Source organism: Streptomyces sp. yr375 (genome assembly GCF_900110755.1).
In the GTDB taxonomy this organism is placed as follows: Bacteria; Actinomycetota; Actinomycetes; order Streptomycetales; family Streptomycetaceae; genus Streptomyces.
Genome location: NZ_FOFF01000025.1, coordinates 19,264 through 33,889 on the forward strand (window position 1 = coordinate 19,264; position 14,626 = coordinate 33,889).

Annotated in this window: 11 protein-coding genes and 1 tRNA gene; 2 read left to right on the forward strand and 10 right to left on the reverse strand. The window is 69.5% G+C overall.

The window, feature by feature from the left end; translation table 11 throughout:
• Positions 1 to 62: 62 nt before the first annotated feature.
• On the forward strand, positions 63 to 1,475 hold the full coding sequence (locus tag BMZ82_RS23630) for a serine/threonine-protein kinase (RefSeq protein ID WP_093778995.1): 1,413 nt from the start codon (positions 63 to 65) through the stop codon (positions 1,473 to 1,475).
• Here BMZ82_RS23630 and BMZ82_RS23635 read toward each other — a convergent pair.
• Positions 1,439 to 2,791, reverse strand: coding sequence for a hypothetical protein (locus BMZ82_RS23635; RefSeq protein ID WP_256252068.1), 1,353 nt, complete (start codon positions 2,789 to 2,791; stop codon positions 1,439 to 1,441). The two genes, BMZ82_RS23630 and BMZ82_RS23635, sit on opposite strands and share 37 nt — an antisense overlap.
• Positions 2,792 to 3,021: 230 nt before the next feature.
• The gene (locus BMZ82_RS41230; protein ID WP_003999697.1) at positions 3,022 to 3,150 is read right to left on the reverse strand and encodes a DLW-39 family protein; all 129 of its coding nucleotides are present in this window, start codon (positions 3,148 to 3,150) and stop codon (positions 3,022 to 3,024) included.
• Positions 3,151 to 3,498: 348 nt separating this feature from the next.
• On the opposite strand from BMZ82_RS41230, the gene BMZ82_RS23645 reads away from it, so the two are divergent.
• Positions 3,499 to 3,873, forward strand: coding sequence for a DUF6344 domain-containing protein (locus BMZ82_RS23645; RefSeq protein ID WP_093779001.1), 375 nt, complete (start codon positions 3,499 to 3,501; stop codon positions 3,871 to 3,873).
• Between the two features lie 211 nt (positions 3,874 to 4,084).
• Here BMZ82_RS23645 and BMZ82_RS23650 read toward each other — a convergent pair.
• The 8 genes from BMZ82_RS23650 to dnaN form a co-directional block, all read right to left on the reverse strand.
• A tRNA-Ile gene (locus tag BMZ82_RS23650) sits at positions 4,085 to 4,161 on the reverse strand.
• Between the two features lie 125 nt (positions 4,162 to 4,286).
• Positions 4,287 to 5,126, reverse strand: coding sequence for a DUF3566 domain-containing protein (locus BMZ82_RS23655; RefSeq protein WP_093779003.1), 840 nt, complete (start codon positions 5,124 to 5,126; stop codon positions 4,287 to 4,289).
• 18 nt (positions 5,127 to 5,144) lie between these two features.
• Complete coding sequence (gene gyrA / locus BMZ82_RS23660) at positions 5,145 to 7,739, reverse strand: DNA gyrase subunit A (RefSeq protein WP_093779006.1); 2,595 nt, start codon at positions 7,737 to 7,739, stop codon at positions 5,145 to 5,147.
• A 42-nt stretch (positions 7,740 to 7,781) separates the two neighbouring features.
• Positions 7,782 to 9,866: a DNA topoisomerase (ATP-hydrolyzing) subunit B gene (gene gyrB, locus BMZ82_RS23665; RefSeq protein ID WP_093779008.1), complete on the reverse strand. Its 2,085-nt coding sequence runs from the start codon at positions 9,864 to 9,866 to the stop codon at positions 7,782 to 7,784.
• 375 nt (positions 9,867 to 10,241) lie between these two features.
• Positions 10,242 to 10,814 carry a DciA family protein gene (locus BMZ82_RS23670; RefSeq protein ID WP_177244628.1) on the reverse strand — a complete coding sequence of 191 codons (573 nt, stop codon included), beginning with the start codon at positions 10,812 to 10,814 and terminating at the stop codon, positions 10,242 to 10,244.
• The gene (recF, locus tag BMZ82_RS23675; RefSeq protein ID WP_093779010.1) at positions 10,811 to 11,932 is read right to left on the reverse strand and encodes a DNA replication/repair protein RecF; all 1,122 of its coding nucleotides are present in this window, start codon (positions 11,930 to 11,932) and stop codon (positions 10,811 to 10,813) included. Before recF ends, BMZ82_RS23670 begins: the two co-directional genes overlap by 4 nt.
• A 52-nt stretch (positions 11,933 to 11,984) precedes the next feature.
• On the reverse strand, positions 11,985 to 12,860 hold the full coding sequence (gene gnd / locus BMZ82_RS23680) for a phosphogluconate dehydrogenase (NAD(+)-dependent, decarboxylating) (protein WP_093779012.1): 876 nt from the start codon (positions 12,858 to 12,860) through the stop codon (positions 11,985 to 11,987).
• Between the two features lie 290 nt (positions 12,861 to 13,150).
• A complete protein-coding gene (gene dnaN / locus BMZ82_RS23685) occupies positions 13,151 to 14,284 on the reverse strand; it encodes a DNA polymerase III subunit beta (RefSeq protein WP_093779014.1) in 1,134 nt (377 codons plus the stop codon).
• Positions 14,285 to 14,626 lie beyond the last annotated feature (342 nt).

The window sequence follows — 14,626 nt, forward strand, 5'->3', positions numbered from 1 at the left end:
GGCCCGGGGGGGGCTAAGGACCAGGGGGACCAGCGGGACAGGGGGAGGAGCGACGCACTGCCATGGGTGAGGTCTTCGCCGGACGGTACGAACTGGCCGACCCGATCGGCCGCGGAGGGGTCGGCGCGGTGTGGCGCGCCTGGGACCATCGCCGTCGCCGCTACGTGGCCGCCAAGGTGCTCCAGCAGAGCGACGCGCACGCGCTGCTGCGCTTCGTCCGCGAGCAGGCGCTGCGGATCGACCACCCGCATGTGCTCGCGCCCGCCAGTTGGGCCGCCGACGACGACAAGGTCCTGTTCACCATGGACCTGGTCGGCGGCGGTTCGCTGGTCCACCTCGTCGGCGACTACGGTCCGCTGCCCCCGGCGTTCGTCTGCACCCTGCTCGACCAGTTGCTCTCCGGGCTCACCGCGGTCCACGCGGAAGGCGTCGTGCACCGCGACATCAAACCCGCCAACATCCTGCTGGAGGCCACCGGAACGGCCCGGCCGCGCCTCCGGCTCTCCGACTTCGGCATCGCGATGCGGCTCGGCGAGCCCCGCCTGACCGAGACCAACCTCGTGGTGGGGACGCCCGGTTACCTCGCGCCCGAGCAGATGATGGGCGCCGACCCGGACTTCCCGGCCGACCTGTTCGCCGTCGGCCTGGTCGCGCTGTTCCTGCTGGAGGGCGCCAAGCCGGACGCCAAGGCGCTCGTCCAGTACTTCGCGGAACACGGGACTCCGGGCGCTCCGAAGAGCGTTCCGGATCCGCTCTGGCAGGTCGTCGCCACCTTGCTCCAGCCGGATCCACAGGCACGCTTCCGTACGGCCACAGGGGCGCGCAAGGCGCTCGCGGCAGCCGCCGAACTCCTGCCCGAGCCCGGCCCGGACAACGACGAGTCGATCGAGATCTTCGACCAACTCGGCCCACTGCCCAAGGGGTTCGGCCCCGACGGCCCACCCGCACCAAGCCGACGCACCGGCTCTCTGCCCGCCCGTCCGCAAACGCCCCCCGATCCGGCCCCTCCGGGCACCGGCGATCTGCCTTCCCGGGCAGAAGGATTTCCCACACCGCCCATCACCCCGCCCCACACCAACGCCAACTCGATCAACTCGATCAACTCGAAGTCTGGTTCCGGCTCCGGTTCGGGCCCGGTCTCGGTCTCCGACTCCTCCATGTCGGACACCGGAACCTTCCACCTGCAGCCTCCCCGACCGACGGCCACGCCCTTCTCCTCTCCCACACCCACACCCACCCCCACCCCCACGCCCACACAGCCCCCACAGCCCCCGTACGACCTCACCGCCTCGTACACCGCCCAGAACCCGCAGGCAGGTGCAGCACAGGCCGTCGCACAGCAGCAGGCCGGTCGGCGTGGGCATCGTGCCGCTCGCCGGGTGCGTCCCGGGCCGCCGGCGAAGGTCGCGGTGCCGCTGCTGTTCCTCGCGCTGGTCTGCTACGCCGTGGGGTTCTGGGCGTTGGCGCGTATCTGAACGGCGGCCCTGCGCCGGGCGGTCAGCGTCCACACGCCGAGCACCGTCAGCAGCGCACTCCCGGTGCCGATGCCGCCCACGGCGACCGCCGTCATCGCGGAGTCACCGCCCGCCGCGCCACCCCCCGACGCGTCGGCATCCTCCGAGAACCCCTGGTCCCGGGCGCCGACGTCGAAGAACCCGCGCGGCGCCGACTGCTCCGCGTACCCCGGCCCGGCCTGCGCGCTGCCGCCGAGCCGGACACGCAGGGTGAGCCCGTAGGGGCCCTCGCCGAAACGTTCGGCCACCTGCGCGGCGAGGTGCACGACGAGGTAGTACGAGCCGGCGAACCGCAGCGAGTTCATCGGATCGGTGGGCGCGTACCGATTGACGTACCGGACCGGCGGGACAGGTGGCAGCGAGGCCGACTTCTGGGTGCCGCCGTAACCGACACTCGCGTCCTTCACCTCGGCTCGCACGGGGTTGTAGAGCGCCAGGTCCAGGGCGTCGACCACATACTCGGAAGACCCGGAGACCCCGGAAGACCCAGGAGACCCGGAGTCCGTGTCCGCGCCGGCCAGATCGACGGCGGCGGACACCTGCCGCCCCCAGTCAACGGGCACCTTGTAGAAGAGGGTCTGCCCGGGAACGATCGCGTCGCTCCACACCCCCTCCTCCACACCGGTCGCCTTGGCGAAGCCGGCCCCGCCCCGCACCGCGACCGGCTCGGCGACCGGCGGCACGGGCGTCGCCGAGTCCCACGCCTCGGGCACACCCGTGGCGACCGCCTTCTTCAGCGGCGACTCGGAAACAGGCGCGAGCTCCAGCCCCCAGTCCTCCCCACTGGTACCGGTCCGCTCGACGACGACGTAATACGTACCGGCGTCCTGGCACAGCCCCTTGCCCGGCGCGAACTCACGCGCACCCCACGCCGTGATCGGCTGCGGGCTCGTGGACGCGCCCACGCCCGCCGAGTCATTGGAGCACCGGGCGCCGTCGGAGTCCTGCACGGAGACGCTGATCCCGTCGCCGACGGCGAGCGTGGCCCCCGCGCGCGGGACGGCCGTCACGGAGACGTACACGTTCGACACACCGTCGAGCTCGAGCCGAAAGTAGGCCTTCGCCCCCTGGAGGGCACTCCGGTAGGTCGCGCCGGGCTCCAGGCGTACGGCGTCGGAGGTGCCCGTCGCCGCCGGAGCGCTACGGACGTCGTCGGCGAAGGCGTACGACGGGACACCCGGCGCGGCGAGGGCGACCGTCCCGGGCAGCGCCACCGACGACGCACAGAGCACCGCCCCCACAGCCACGATCCGCACGACGGCCTGCCACACAGCCACCCCACGCCCCGTACACCCCGTACGCATCACCCGCCCCGCCCGCCGGGCCATCAACCCCGCCCCCTCGCCTTCGACCGAACGTGGGCCATCCTGCCCCGCACGCGCGCGTGTCACCCGCGCATCCGCCACGAGCGTCCGAAAAGGCCGCTTCTAGACGCAGTCCGGGGATCACGCAACACAAAACCCCGACCGCAAGCGGCGGCCGGGGTTTGCTCAGTCTTCGATACGGCTCAAGAACCCGTGGGCACGGAGTCGGTAGCCTCCGTCCACAGGTCCTGCTCGGCGCGATCCGCCTGGATCTGGCGGTACACGAGGAGCCCGCCGATGGCGGCCAGTGCGACCAGGAGAAGCTTCTTCACCGCGCGACCTCGTCTTTCCTTGACGTAGGGGACCTCTGGCGCCCGACTATACACACCGACCGATACCGATCGGTGACCTGCGTCCGCCCTCAACTCCCGCCCTCGGCAGCGCAGTAGAGGCAGCTCACACCACTCCGATCGGAGGGTGATCACACCTCGACGGAGGGTGAGGTTCGCCCGTACTCACCCCTTTTCCTCCATTTTCCTCCCCTCCAGAACCCTCCTGCACCCATACGAGTGGTGTTCATCAGAACAACGCCACGCCGCGAGCGTCGGTCCACCACTTCGCGACCTCCATACACATCATGAGGAAAGTACGCAAATCGCCCAACCTGAAAGTGAGGGGCCATGACCGACAACCGGATCATGAAGCTGTGGACCGCCATCGTCACCGCCTTCCTCGCGCTGTGCACGGCGCTCGGACTCATCACGACGACCGCCACGACGGCGGTGGCCCGCACCGAGCCGACGCGCAGCAGCGAGACCGGCGCCACCGCGCACACGACGGCATGGCCGCCGACCTCATCGGCCTGGCTCTGGGCCCAGGACCGCTCCCTGCCCCCCACCATGAAGCAACGCATCCACGCCGAGGCACACGGCAAGTCCCCCAGTTGCCGCCACCGCGGCCTCCCGGACACCGAATCGGCCGAGCACACCACGGCCACCTGCGACCCCGCGAACCCTGCCGAACAGGCCGAGCCGGCCGTCCCCCTCCAGCGCTGAGCGCTCCCCACCCCCGACGTGACGGCGAACTTGCGTACAGCCCGCACGAACCAGGCCCGGCAGCTCCCCAGGAGCCACCGGGCCTTCGCCGTGCCCCGCCCCTCATCAGGCGGGCACGGCCCGTTGATGCACCCGTAGATGTCACCCGTGGATGTCATGGATGCCGTAGACGCCAAAGACCCCCAACCAGATCGGTTGGGGGTCTCAGTGCTGGTGGGGCTAACAGGATTTGAACCTGTGGCCTCATCCTTATCAGGGATGCGCTCTAACCAACTGAGCTATAGCCCCGCCGCGCTTTACGGGAGTGTGTCCCGCGCGCTGACTCCTGAAGATTAGCGCACGACGTGGGCAGTCCCAAAATCGATAGGGGCGGGGCCCTCAGGGGAGGTTTGAAGCCGCTACGACGACAAAGGTCACTCGTCTTCGGCGAGCGTCAGCTCGACGCCGCCGACGAAGCCGGCGGAGAGGTTGTAGATGAACGCGCCGAGCGTCGCGAGGGCCGTCGCGAGGACGACGTCGATGACCGCGATGATCGACGTGAACATCAGGACGTGGGGGAGCGACAGGAAGGCCTGGAGGTCGAAGCCGTTCGACTCGTTCGAGCCGGTCGCCTCCGAGATCGTGCCGCCGACCGTCGAGAAGACGCCCATCGCGTCCATGACCATCCACAGCACGGCGGCCGCGACGATCGTGCAGATGCCCAGCGCGATGGAGAGCAGGAAGCTGACCTTCATCACCGACCACGGGTCGGCCTTCGCCACACGCAGGCGCGCCTTGCGCACGCGGGGCGTGGTGCGGGCACCGGTCCGCGGCCGCCGTACGGCAGCCGGGTCAGCGCCGGCACCGGCGCCGGCGGCGACACCGGCCGGTGCCTGCGTCGAGTAGGCCTGCGGCGGGTGGTAGGGGCCGGCGGGCTGCTGCGGCTGGCGTTCACCGGGCAGCGGCGAGCCTTCGGCAGGCTGCTGCTTGGCCTGCGCGCCCCGGGTGTCCGTCACGGTTCCCCCCTTGGATCCCTTCGACCCCTTCGGTCCTTGCGTCTCGGGCGAGGACGAAGGCGACGGCGAGGGCGGCTCCGCCACGGGCGCCTTGATGGCCTTCAACTGGGTCGTGTGGGTGTCCGCCGGACGCCCGTCACCGCCCCCGGCGTCGCGCGCGTCGGTCGTACGCGCATCCCCCGCCGGGGCGGCGGAGCCACGGCCTCCGCCGTTCTTGTCCGTACCGGCAGACGTACCGGCGCCCGTGGCTCCGCTCACGATGACTCTCTCCTCGTGCTACTCGGAGGAGGGCGACTCACCCTCGTCCGTGCCGGTGGTCGCGGCGCCCTCGGCGGTCTCGTCCACGGCATCCACGCCGTCGACCTCCTCCGCCTCGCGCCCCGCCTCGGCGTTACGTGCGATGCCGACGACGGCATCGCGCTTGCCCAGGTTGATCAGTTGGACGCCCATGGTGTCACGGCCCGTCTCCCTGACCTCGTTGACTCGCGTACGAATCACACCGCCGGACAGCGTGATGGCGAGGATCTCGTCGGTCTCCTCGACCACCAGCGCGCCGACGAGAGAACCGCGGTCCTCGACGATCTTGGCGGCCTTGATACCGAGGCCGCCGCGACCCTGGACGCGGTACTCGTCGACGGCGGTCCGCTTCGCGTACCCGCCGTCTGTGGCAGTGAACACGAACGTACCGGGTCGAACAACATTCATCGAGAGCAGTTGGTCTCCCTCACGGAAGCTCATGCCCTTGACACCCGACGTGGCACGGCCCATGGGCCGCAGCGTTTCGTCCGTGGCGGTGAACCTGATCGACTGTGCCTTCTTGCTGATCAGAAGCAGATCATCGTCCGCCGAGACGAGTTCGGCTCCGATCAGTTCGTCGTCGGAACCGTCCTCCGTCTCACGGAGGTTGATCGCGATCACACCGCCGGAACGCGGTGAATCGTAATCCTTCAGCGGCGTCTTCTTGACCAAGCCGCCCTTGGTGGCCAACACCAGGTACGGCGCCGCCTCGTAGTCGCGGATCGCGAGGATCTCGGCGATCGCCTCGTCCGGCTGGAAGGCCAGCAGGTTCGCGACGTGCTGTCCACGCGCGTCACGCCCGGCGTCGGGCAGCTCGTAGGCCTTCGCGCGGTAGACGCGGCCCTTGTTGGTGAAGAACAGCAGCCAGTGGTGCGTGGTGGAGACGAAGAAGTGGTCGACGATGTCGTCTTCCTTGAGCTTCGCGCCGCGCACGCCCTTGCCGCCCCGCTTCTGGGAGCGGTAGTCGTCCGTCTTCGTGCGCTTGACGTAGCCGCCGCGCGAGATGGTGACGACGATGTCCTCTTCGGCGATCAGGTCCTCGATGGACATGTCACCGTCGTAGGGCACCAGCATCGTCTTGCGGTCGTCGCCGTACTTCTCGACGATCGCGGCCAGTTCCTCGCTGACGATGCCGCGCTGGCGGACCGGGGACGCCAGGATCGCGTTGTACTCGGTGATCTTCGCCTGGAGTTCGTCGTGCTCCTGGATGATCTTCTGGCGCTCCAGGGCGGCGAGCCGGCGCAACTGCATCTCGAGGATGGCGTTGGCCTGGATCTCGTCGATCTCCAGGAGGCTCATCAGGCCCCCGCGCGCGATCTCGACGGTGTCGCTGCGCCGGATCAGCGCGATGACCTCGTCGATGGCGTCCAGGGCCTTCAGCAGGCCGCGCAGGATGTGCGCCCGCTCCTCGGCCTTGCGCAGCCGGAACTTCGTACGGCGGACGATGACCTCGATCTGGTGCGTCACCCAGTGCCGGATGAACGCGTCGAGCGAGAGCGTGCGCGGTACGCCGTCGACCAGGGCCAGCATGTTGGCGCCGAAGTTCGACTGCAGGTCCGTGTGCTTGTACAGGTTGTTCAGGACGACCTTGGCGACCGCGTCCCGCTTCAGGACGATCACCAGGCGCTGGCCGGTGCGCGACGACGTCTCGTCACGGACGTCCGCGATGCCGCCGACCTTGCCGTCCTTCACCAGGTCGGCGATCTTCTGCGCGAGGTTGTCGGGGTTGACCTGGTAGGGCAGCTCCGTGACCACCAGGCACTGGCGGTTCTGGATCTCCTCGACCGCGACGACCGCCCGCATGGTGATCGAGCCACGGCCCGTGCGGTACGCCTCCTCGATGCCCTTGCGGCCCACCACGAGCGCACCGGTCGGGAAGTCCGGGCCCTTGATGCGCTCGATGAGGGCGTCGAGCAGCTCCTCGTGCGAGGCCTCCGGGTTCTCCAGGTACCACTGGGCGCCGGACGCGACCTCGCGCAGGTTGTGCGAGGGGATGTTGGTCGCCATGCCGACCGCGATGCCGGCCGAGCCGTTGATCAGCAGGTTCGGGAAGCGGGCCGGCAGGACGGTCGGCTCCTGAGAGCGGCCGTCGTAGTTGTCCGTGAAGTCGACGGTCTCCTCGTCGATGTCGCGGACCATCTCCATCGACAGCGGCATCATCTTGCACTCGGTGTACCGCATGGCGGCCGCCGGGTCGTTGCCGGGAGAGCCGAAGTTGCCGTTGGAGTCCACCAGCGGCATCCGCATCGACCACGGCTGCGCGAGGCGCACCAGCGCGTCGTAGATCGAGGAGTCGCCGTGCGGGTGATAGTTGCCCATGACGTCGCCGACGACGCGGGCGCACTTGTAGAAGCCCTTCTCGGGCCGGTAGCCGCCGTCGTACATGGCGTACAGGACGCGGCGGTGGACGGGCTTGAGGCCGTCCCGCACGTCCGGCAGCGCGCGGGAGACGATGACGGACATCGCGTAGTCGAGATACGAGCGCTGCATCTCCGTCTCGAGCCCGACGGGCTCGATGCGCATCACGATGTCGCCGCCCTCTTCAGGGGTGACGGGAGTGTTCTCGTCGGTCATGGCTGGTGGGAATCCTTCCTGGTGCGGTCAGCTCAGACCGACTCAGATGTCGAGGAACCGGACGTCCTTGGCGTTGCGCTGGATGAAGGCGCGGCGCGCCTCGACGTCCTCGCCCATGAGGACCGAGAAAAGGTCGTCCGCCTGCGCGGCGTCGTCCAGCGTGACCTGGCCGAGGACGCGGTGCTCCTGGTCCATGGTCGTGATGCGCAGCTCCTCGGCGTTCATCTCGCCGAGGCCCTTGAAGCGCTGGATCGAGTCCTCGCGGATGCGCTTGCCGCGCTGGCGGCCCATCTCGATCAGGGCGTCGCGCTCACGGTCCGAGTACGCGTACTCGATGTCCTCGCGGCCCCACTTGATCTTGTAGAGCGGCGGGCGGGACAGGAACACGTGCCCGGCCTCGACCAGCGGCCGCATGAAGCGGAACAGGAAGGTCAGCAGCAGGGTGTTGATGTGCTGGCCGTCGACGTCGGCGTCCGCCATCAGGATGATCTTGTGATAGCGGAGCTTGGAGATGTCGAAGTCCTCGTGCACACCGGTGCCGAAGGCGGAGATCAGCGCCTGGATCTCCTGGTTCTGCAGGATCTTGTCGATCCGCGCCTTCTCGACGTTGAGGATCTTGCCCCGGATCGGAAGGATCGCCTGGTACTGCGGGTTGCGGCCGGACTTGGCCGAACCGCCGGCGGAGTCACCCTCGACGATGAAGATCTCGCACTTGATCGGGTCGTTCGACTGGCAGTCGGACAGCTTGCCCGGCAGGGACGCCGACTCCAGCAGACCCTTACGGCGCGTCAGGTCGCGGGCCTTGCGGGCCGCCACGCGCGCGGTGGCCGCCTGGATGCCCTTGCGGACGATGTCCGCCGCCTCGACCGGGTTGCGGTCCAGCCAGTCGTTCAAGTGCTCGTAGACGGCCTTCTGGACGAAGGTCTTCGCCTCCGTGTTGCCCAGCTTGGTCTTCGTCTGGCCCTCGAACTGCGGCTCGCTGAGCTTCACCGAGATGATCGCCGTCAGACCCTCGCGGATGTCGTCACCCGTGAGGTTGTCGTCCTTCTCGCGCAGGTGCTTCTTGTCGCGCGCGTACTTGTTGACCAGGTTCGTCAGCGCCGCGCGGAAGCCCTCTTCGTGCGTACCGCCCTCATGCGTGTGGATGATGTTGGCGAAGGAGTACACACCCTCGCTGTAACCGCTGTTCCACTGCATGGCGACCTCGAGGGACAGGCTCTTGTCCTTGTCCTCCGCCTCCAGGTCGATGATCGTGGGGTGCACCGCCTCCCCCTTGCGGGAGTTGAGGTACTTCACGAAGTCGACGATGCCGCCCTCGTAGTGGTACGTGACGGTCTTGACCTCGTCCTTCTCGTCCGCACCCGCCTCGTCCGCCCCGGCCGTGGCCTTCGCCGACTCGCGCTCGTCCGTGAGTTTGATCGTCAAACCCTTGTTGAGGAACGCCATCTCCTGGAAGCGCCGCGAGAGCGTCTCGAAGGAGTACTCCGTGGTCTCGAAGATGTCGGCGTCGGCCCAGAAGGTGACCGAGGTGCCCGTCTCGTCCGTCGCCTCGTGCTGGACCAGGGGGGCCGTGGGCACGCCCATCTTGTAGTCCTGCGTCCAGCGGTGGCCGTCCGTCTTCACCTCGACGGCGACCTTGCTCGACAGGGCGTTCACGACCGACACGCCGACGCCGTGCAGACCACCGGAGACCGCGTAGCCGCCGCCGCCGAACTTGCCGCCCGCGTGCAGGACGGTGAGCACGACCTCGAGGGCCGGCTTGCCCTCGGAGGCGACGATGCCGACCGGGATGCCGCGGCCGTTGTCGGTGACGCGCACCCCGCCGTCGGCCAGGATCGTCACGTCGATGGTGTCCGCGTGGCCGGCCAGCGCCTCGTCGACCGAGTTGTCGACGACCTCGTACACCAGGTGGTGCAGACCGCGCTCACCGGTCGAGCCGATGTACATACCGGGTCGCTTGCGGACCGCGTCCAGACCCTCGAGGACGGTGATGGCGCTGGCGTCGTACGAAGCGGTCACCTCGTGGCTCGAGGTGCTCGCCACGCTGTTCGCGCCGGCGTCGGTGGACGGGATGTTCTCGTTGGGGTTGCCGGAATCGGCCACGAAGCGCCCTTTCTGGCACAGCACTAGCCAGGCTCGTCGGCGGGTTGCCGGAGCGGCTGCGGCATGTTGCGTTGGTAAGCCTTGATCAGCGTTGCTCAGCTTTTCCCGGGCGGTCCCCACGTGCGGGGCGGGATTGGCTTCCAGTCTACCGGTAGCACTGACAGTGATGGGGGTTTGCCGGTACCTGAGTCCGCATGTGCCGCCCTCAACCGGTCTCTTCCGGGTCCCGATATGTGGAAGGGGGCTCCAAGAGGCTCACGGAGGCACTCAGCGCTTCCGGGTGTCAACCCTTGGCTACTTGGGAGTCACCACGCCATACGCCCCCGTACGCGGCCGGAACACGACGAAGGCCGGGCGATCCCCACAGGACCGTCCCGGCCTTCGCGCACGTGACACACGTCACCCGTAGGTGTCGCCGGGACCGGTGCTCCCGGGGGCCCTGAGGGGCCCGTAGCGGCGCACGGGACCACCGGGGCCGAGCACCTTGATCAGCCGCACCGTGCCGTGGCCCAGATCCTCGTTGAGGCGCGCGACGAGCGTCGGGGCGAGCAGCCGCAGGTTCGTCGCCCAGGCCGTGGAGTCGCAGCGCACGACGAGCACCCGCTCCTCCTCGTCGTACCGCTCCGGCACGCAGTGCTTGGCCACGTCCTCGCCGACCATCTGCGGCCACCGGCCCATCACACCGCCCACCGCGGCCGGCGCCTCCCAGCCGCGCTCGGTGAGCAGCCGGTTGATCGCAGCACCCAGCGCCATCGGGTCGCGGCCGTCCGCGCGCGCGCCGGAGCGCAGGCCGCCCCCGCGCCGCGCCTGCTTCTTCTGCTGCGCCGCGTCCCCACGCGCGCGTGCCTGCTCCCGCGCCGCCTTGAGCGCCACGCGCGCGAGGTCGACACCGGACGGCTCGGGCGCCTTCTTGGCAGCCCTCGGGGCGTCCGGGATCTGCGGGACCTTCGGTACGGACTCGTCGGCGGTCATACCCGCTCCACCGTCCCCTCGGCCACGGCGTACCGCGTCCCGGCGAGCACCTGCGGTACGTCGTCGTCGACGGCGGCCGTGACCAGCACCTGCTCGCCGGGCGCGACCAGCTCGGCCAGCCGCTCCCGTCGCCGCGCGTCCAGCTCGGCGAAGACGTCGTCCAGGACCAGCACCGGCTCGTTGCCCTCGGCGCGCAGCAGGTCGTAGGAGGCCAGCCGCAGGGCGAGCGCGTAGGACCAGGACTCGCCGTGGGAGGCGTACCCCTTGGCAGGCAACGAGCCGAGTTTGAAAATCACATCGTCCCGGTGGGGCCCTACGAGGGTGACGCCCCGCTCGATCTCCTGCTTGCGGACGTCCGCGAGCGCGGCCATGAGCTGCCCGTAGAGCTCCTCACGCGCGCGTGCCTCGCCGGGGGCGGACGGCTTGTACTCCAGGGCGACCGGACCGCCGCCCGGGGCCAGTTGCTCGTACGCCTTGTCTGCCAGCGGCTGGATCGCGGCCACCAGGTCGAGCCGCTGGGCGAGCAGTTCGGCGCCCACGCGCGCGAGGTGCTGGTCCCACACGTCGAGCGTCGAGAGGTCCATGGAGCGGCCGCCGTGCCGGCGCGCGAGCGCGGCCGTCTTCAGGAGCGTGTTGCGCTGCTTCAGCACCCGCTCGTAGTCGGAGCGCACGCCCGCCATGCGCGGGGAGCGCGCGGTGATCAGCTCGTCCAGGAAGCGCCGCCGCTCACCGGGGTCGCCCTTGATCAGCGCGAGATCCTCGGGCGCGAACAGCACAGTCCGTACGATGCCCAGCACGTCACGGGGTCTGACCTGCGAGGACCTGTTGATGCGGGCGCGGTTGGCGCGGCCGGGGTTCAGCTCCAGCTCGACCAGTTGCTGCCGCTCGCCCTGCCTGATCTGGGCCCGGATGATCGCGCGGTCGGCGCCCATGCGGACCAGGGGGGCGTCCGAGGAGACCCGGTGGCTGCCGAGGGTGGCGAGGTAGCCGACGGCCTCCACGAGGTTCGTCTTGCCTTGCCCGTTGGGGCCCACGAAGGCGGTGACGCCCGGGTCGAGCGGGACGTCGACCCGGGCGTACGAGCGGAAGTCGGCCAGCGACAGATGCGTCACGTGCATGGTCGTTCGCCGACCTCCCCCAGGGTTGTGGATCGCGGGGCGACCCGGTGGATCACTTCGTCTCGACCGCGTGGCCGCCGAACTGGTTGCGCAGCGCCGCGATCATCTTCATCTGCGGCGAGTCGTCCTGCCGGGAGGCGAACCGCGCGAACAGCGAGGCCGTGATCGCGGGCAGCGGCACGGCGTTGTCGATCGCCGCCTCCACGGTCCAGCGGCCCTCGCCGGAGTCCTGTGCGAAGCCGCGCAGCCGGTCGAGGTGCTCGTCCTCGTCCAGGGCGTTGACGGCCAGGTCGAGCAGCCAGGAACGGATGACCGTGCCCTCCTGCCAGGAGCGGAAGACCTCGCGCACGTCCGTGACGGAGTCGACCTTCTCCAGCAGCTCCCAGCCCTCGGCGTAAGCCTGCATCATGGCGTACTCGATGCCGTTGTGGACCATCTTCGAGAAGTGGCCCGCGCCGACCTTGCCGGCGTGGACGAAGCCGAAGTCGCCCTCGGGCTTGAGGGCGTCGAAGACGGGCTGGACCCTGGCTATGTTCTCGGCGTCGCCGCCGACCATCAGGGCGTAGCCGTTCTGCAGGCCCCAGACGCCGCCCGAGACGCCCGCGTCGACGAAGCCGATGCCCTTGGCGGCCAGTTCCTCGGCGTGCTTCTCGTCGTCCGTCCAGCGGGAGTTGCCGCCGTCCACGACGACGTCGCCCGGCTCCAGCAGTTCGGCGAGCTCGTCGACGGTCGACTGCGTGGCGGCGCCGGCCGGGACCATCACCCAGATCACGCGCGGGCCGGGGAGCTTGCCCACCAGCTCTTCGAGGCTGTGGACGTCGGCGAGGTCCGGGTTGCGGTCGTATCCGACGACGGTGTGGCCGGCGCGGCGGATCCGCTCGCGCATGTTGCCGCCCATCTTGCCGAGGCCGACGAGACCGAGCTCCATCAGTTGTTCCTTAGGTCGCTGTGTGGCGTGTGGGGCACCTTCGTACCCCTGTCCGAGCCTAGCCCCGGACCGTCACGCACACCTGTGGGCCCACGCGCTCAAACGTACGGCCCATCCGCGCGTCCACCTGCGGCTTCGTCCACAGAGTCCACAGGCCGGGCGGACTTTCTCCACGGCCTGTGGACGACGTTGGACGACCCGTCAAGCAGTGCCTCCGGCAGCCGGTCAGCCGCTCAGGCGCACCGGCATACTGCGATCTTGTGGGGGACGACCCCCACACCCCCAGCCGGTCAGCCGCTGAGGCGCACCGGCATGATCAGGTACTTGTAGGCCTCGTCCGCCTCCGCGTCCAGCGCCGGCTTGCCGCTGAGCAGCGCGGGCTTCGTGGACGTCGTGAAGGACAACTGGGCGACCGGGGAGTCGATGGCGCTCAGGCCGTCCAGCAGGAAGGTCGGGTTGAAGGCGATCGAGATGTCGTCGCCGTCGAGCTGGGCGTCGACGCGCTCCACAGCCTGTGCGTCGTCGCTGGAGCCAGCCTCCAGGATGAGCACGCCCTGCTCGAAGCTGAGCCGCACCGGGGTGTTGCGCTCGGCGACCAGGGCGACGCGCTTGACGGCCTCCACGAAGGGGGCGGTCTCGATCACGGCGACGGAGTTGAACTCGGTCGGGAACAGCGTGCGGTACTTCGGGAGGTCGCCCTCCAGGAGACGCGTGGTCGTACGCCGGCCCGCGCCCTCGAAGCCGATCAGGCCCTCTCCGGAGCCCGAGCCGCCGGACAGCGCCAGGATGACGCTGTCGCCGCTCGTGAGGGCCTTGGCGGTGTCCAGGAGCGTCTTGGCGGGCACCAGGGCGACCGCGGAGGCCTCCGGGTTCTCCGGCTTCCACAGGAACTCGCGGACCGCGAAGCGGTAGCGGTCGGTGGAGGCCAGCGTGACCGTGTCGCCCTCGATCTCGATGCGCACACCGGTGAGGACGGGCAGCGTGTCGTCGCGCCCGGCGGCGATGGCGACCTGGGCGGCGGCGGAGGCGAAGACCTCGCCGGGGACGGTGCCCGTCGCGTTCGGCATCTGCGGCAGCGACGGGTACTCCTCCACCGGCAGGGTGTGGAGGGTGAAGCGGGAGGAGCCGCAGACCACGGTGGCCCGGACGCCGTCCGTGGAGATCTCCACCGGGCGGTTGGGCAGGGCGCGGCAGATGTCGGCGAGCAGGCGGCCGGAGACGAGGACCGTGCCCTCCTCGTCGATCTCGGCCTCCACGGAGACCCGCGCGGAGACCTCGTAGTCGAAGCTGGACAGGCTCAGTTGGCCGTCCTCGGCCTTCAGCAGCAGGCCGGCGAGGACCGGCGCCGGCGGACGGGCCGGGAGGCTGCGTGCCGCCCAGGCCACGGCTTCCGCGAGTACGTCGCGTTCCACCCGGATCTTCACTCTTGCCGCCTCCTGCTGTTGCCGGCGCTTCTCGCCCTGCCTGGCCTTCGTCGTCTGTCTCGGTGTGATCGGTTCCGCTGAGGGGAAGGACCGACCAACGGGGACCAGTCTGACGCACCGCACTGACAGTCGGTGCCCCTCGGGGTCAAGTCGTGACGAGGGGCAGCCGGGCACCGAGGAGCGAGTTGTGCACAGGACCCACTTCGAAACGGATTCTCAGCTCTCTCTAGTTGTTAGTAGTAGTAGGGCCTGTGGATACCGTGGATAACCCCGTTTTCGCAGCTCAGGGCCGATATTTTATCCACCGACCCTGTGGGTGGAGGCGGTGGATAACCGGGGCCT

Excerpts from the sequence above, each read along its gene's own strand:
- BMZ82_RS23645 (WP_093779001.1), top strand. The coding sequence starts at position 3,499 with ATGACCGACAACCGGATCATGAAGCTGTGGACCGCCATCGTCACCGCC.
- gyrA (WP_093779006.1), bottom strand. The coding sequence starts at position 7,739 with ATGACCGACGAGAACACTCCCGTCACCCCTGAAGAGGGCGGCGACATC.
- BMZ82_RS23670 (WP_177244628.1), bottom strand. The coding sequence starts at position 10,814 with ATGACCGCCGACGAGTCCGTACCGAAGGTCCCGCAGATCCCGGACGCC.
- recF (WP_093779010.1), bottom strand. The coding sequence starts at position 11,932 with ATGCACGTGACGCATCTGTCGCTGGCCGACTTCCGCTCGTACGCCCGG.
- gnd (WP_093779012.1), bottom strand. The coding sequence starts at position 12,860 with ATGGAGCTCGGTCTCGTCGGCCTCGGCAAGATGGGCGGCAACATGCGC.
- BMZ82_RS23630 (WP_093778995.1), top strand. The coding sequence starts at position 63 with ATGGGTGAGGTCTTCGCCGGACGGTACGAACTGGCCGACCCGATCGGC.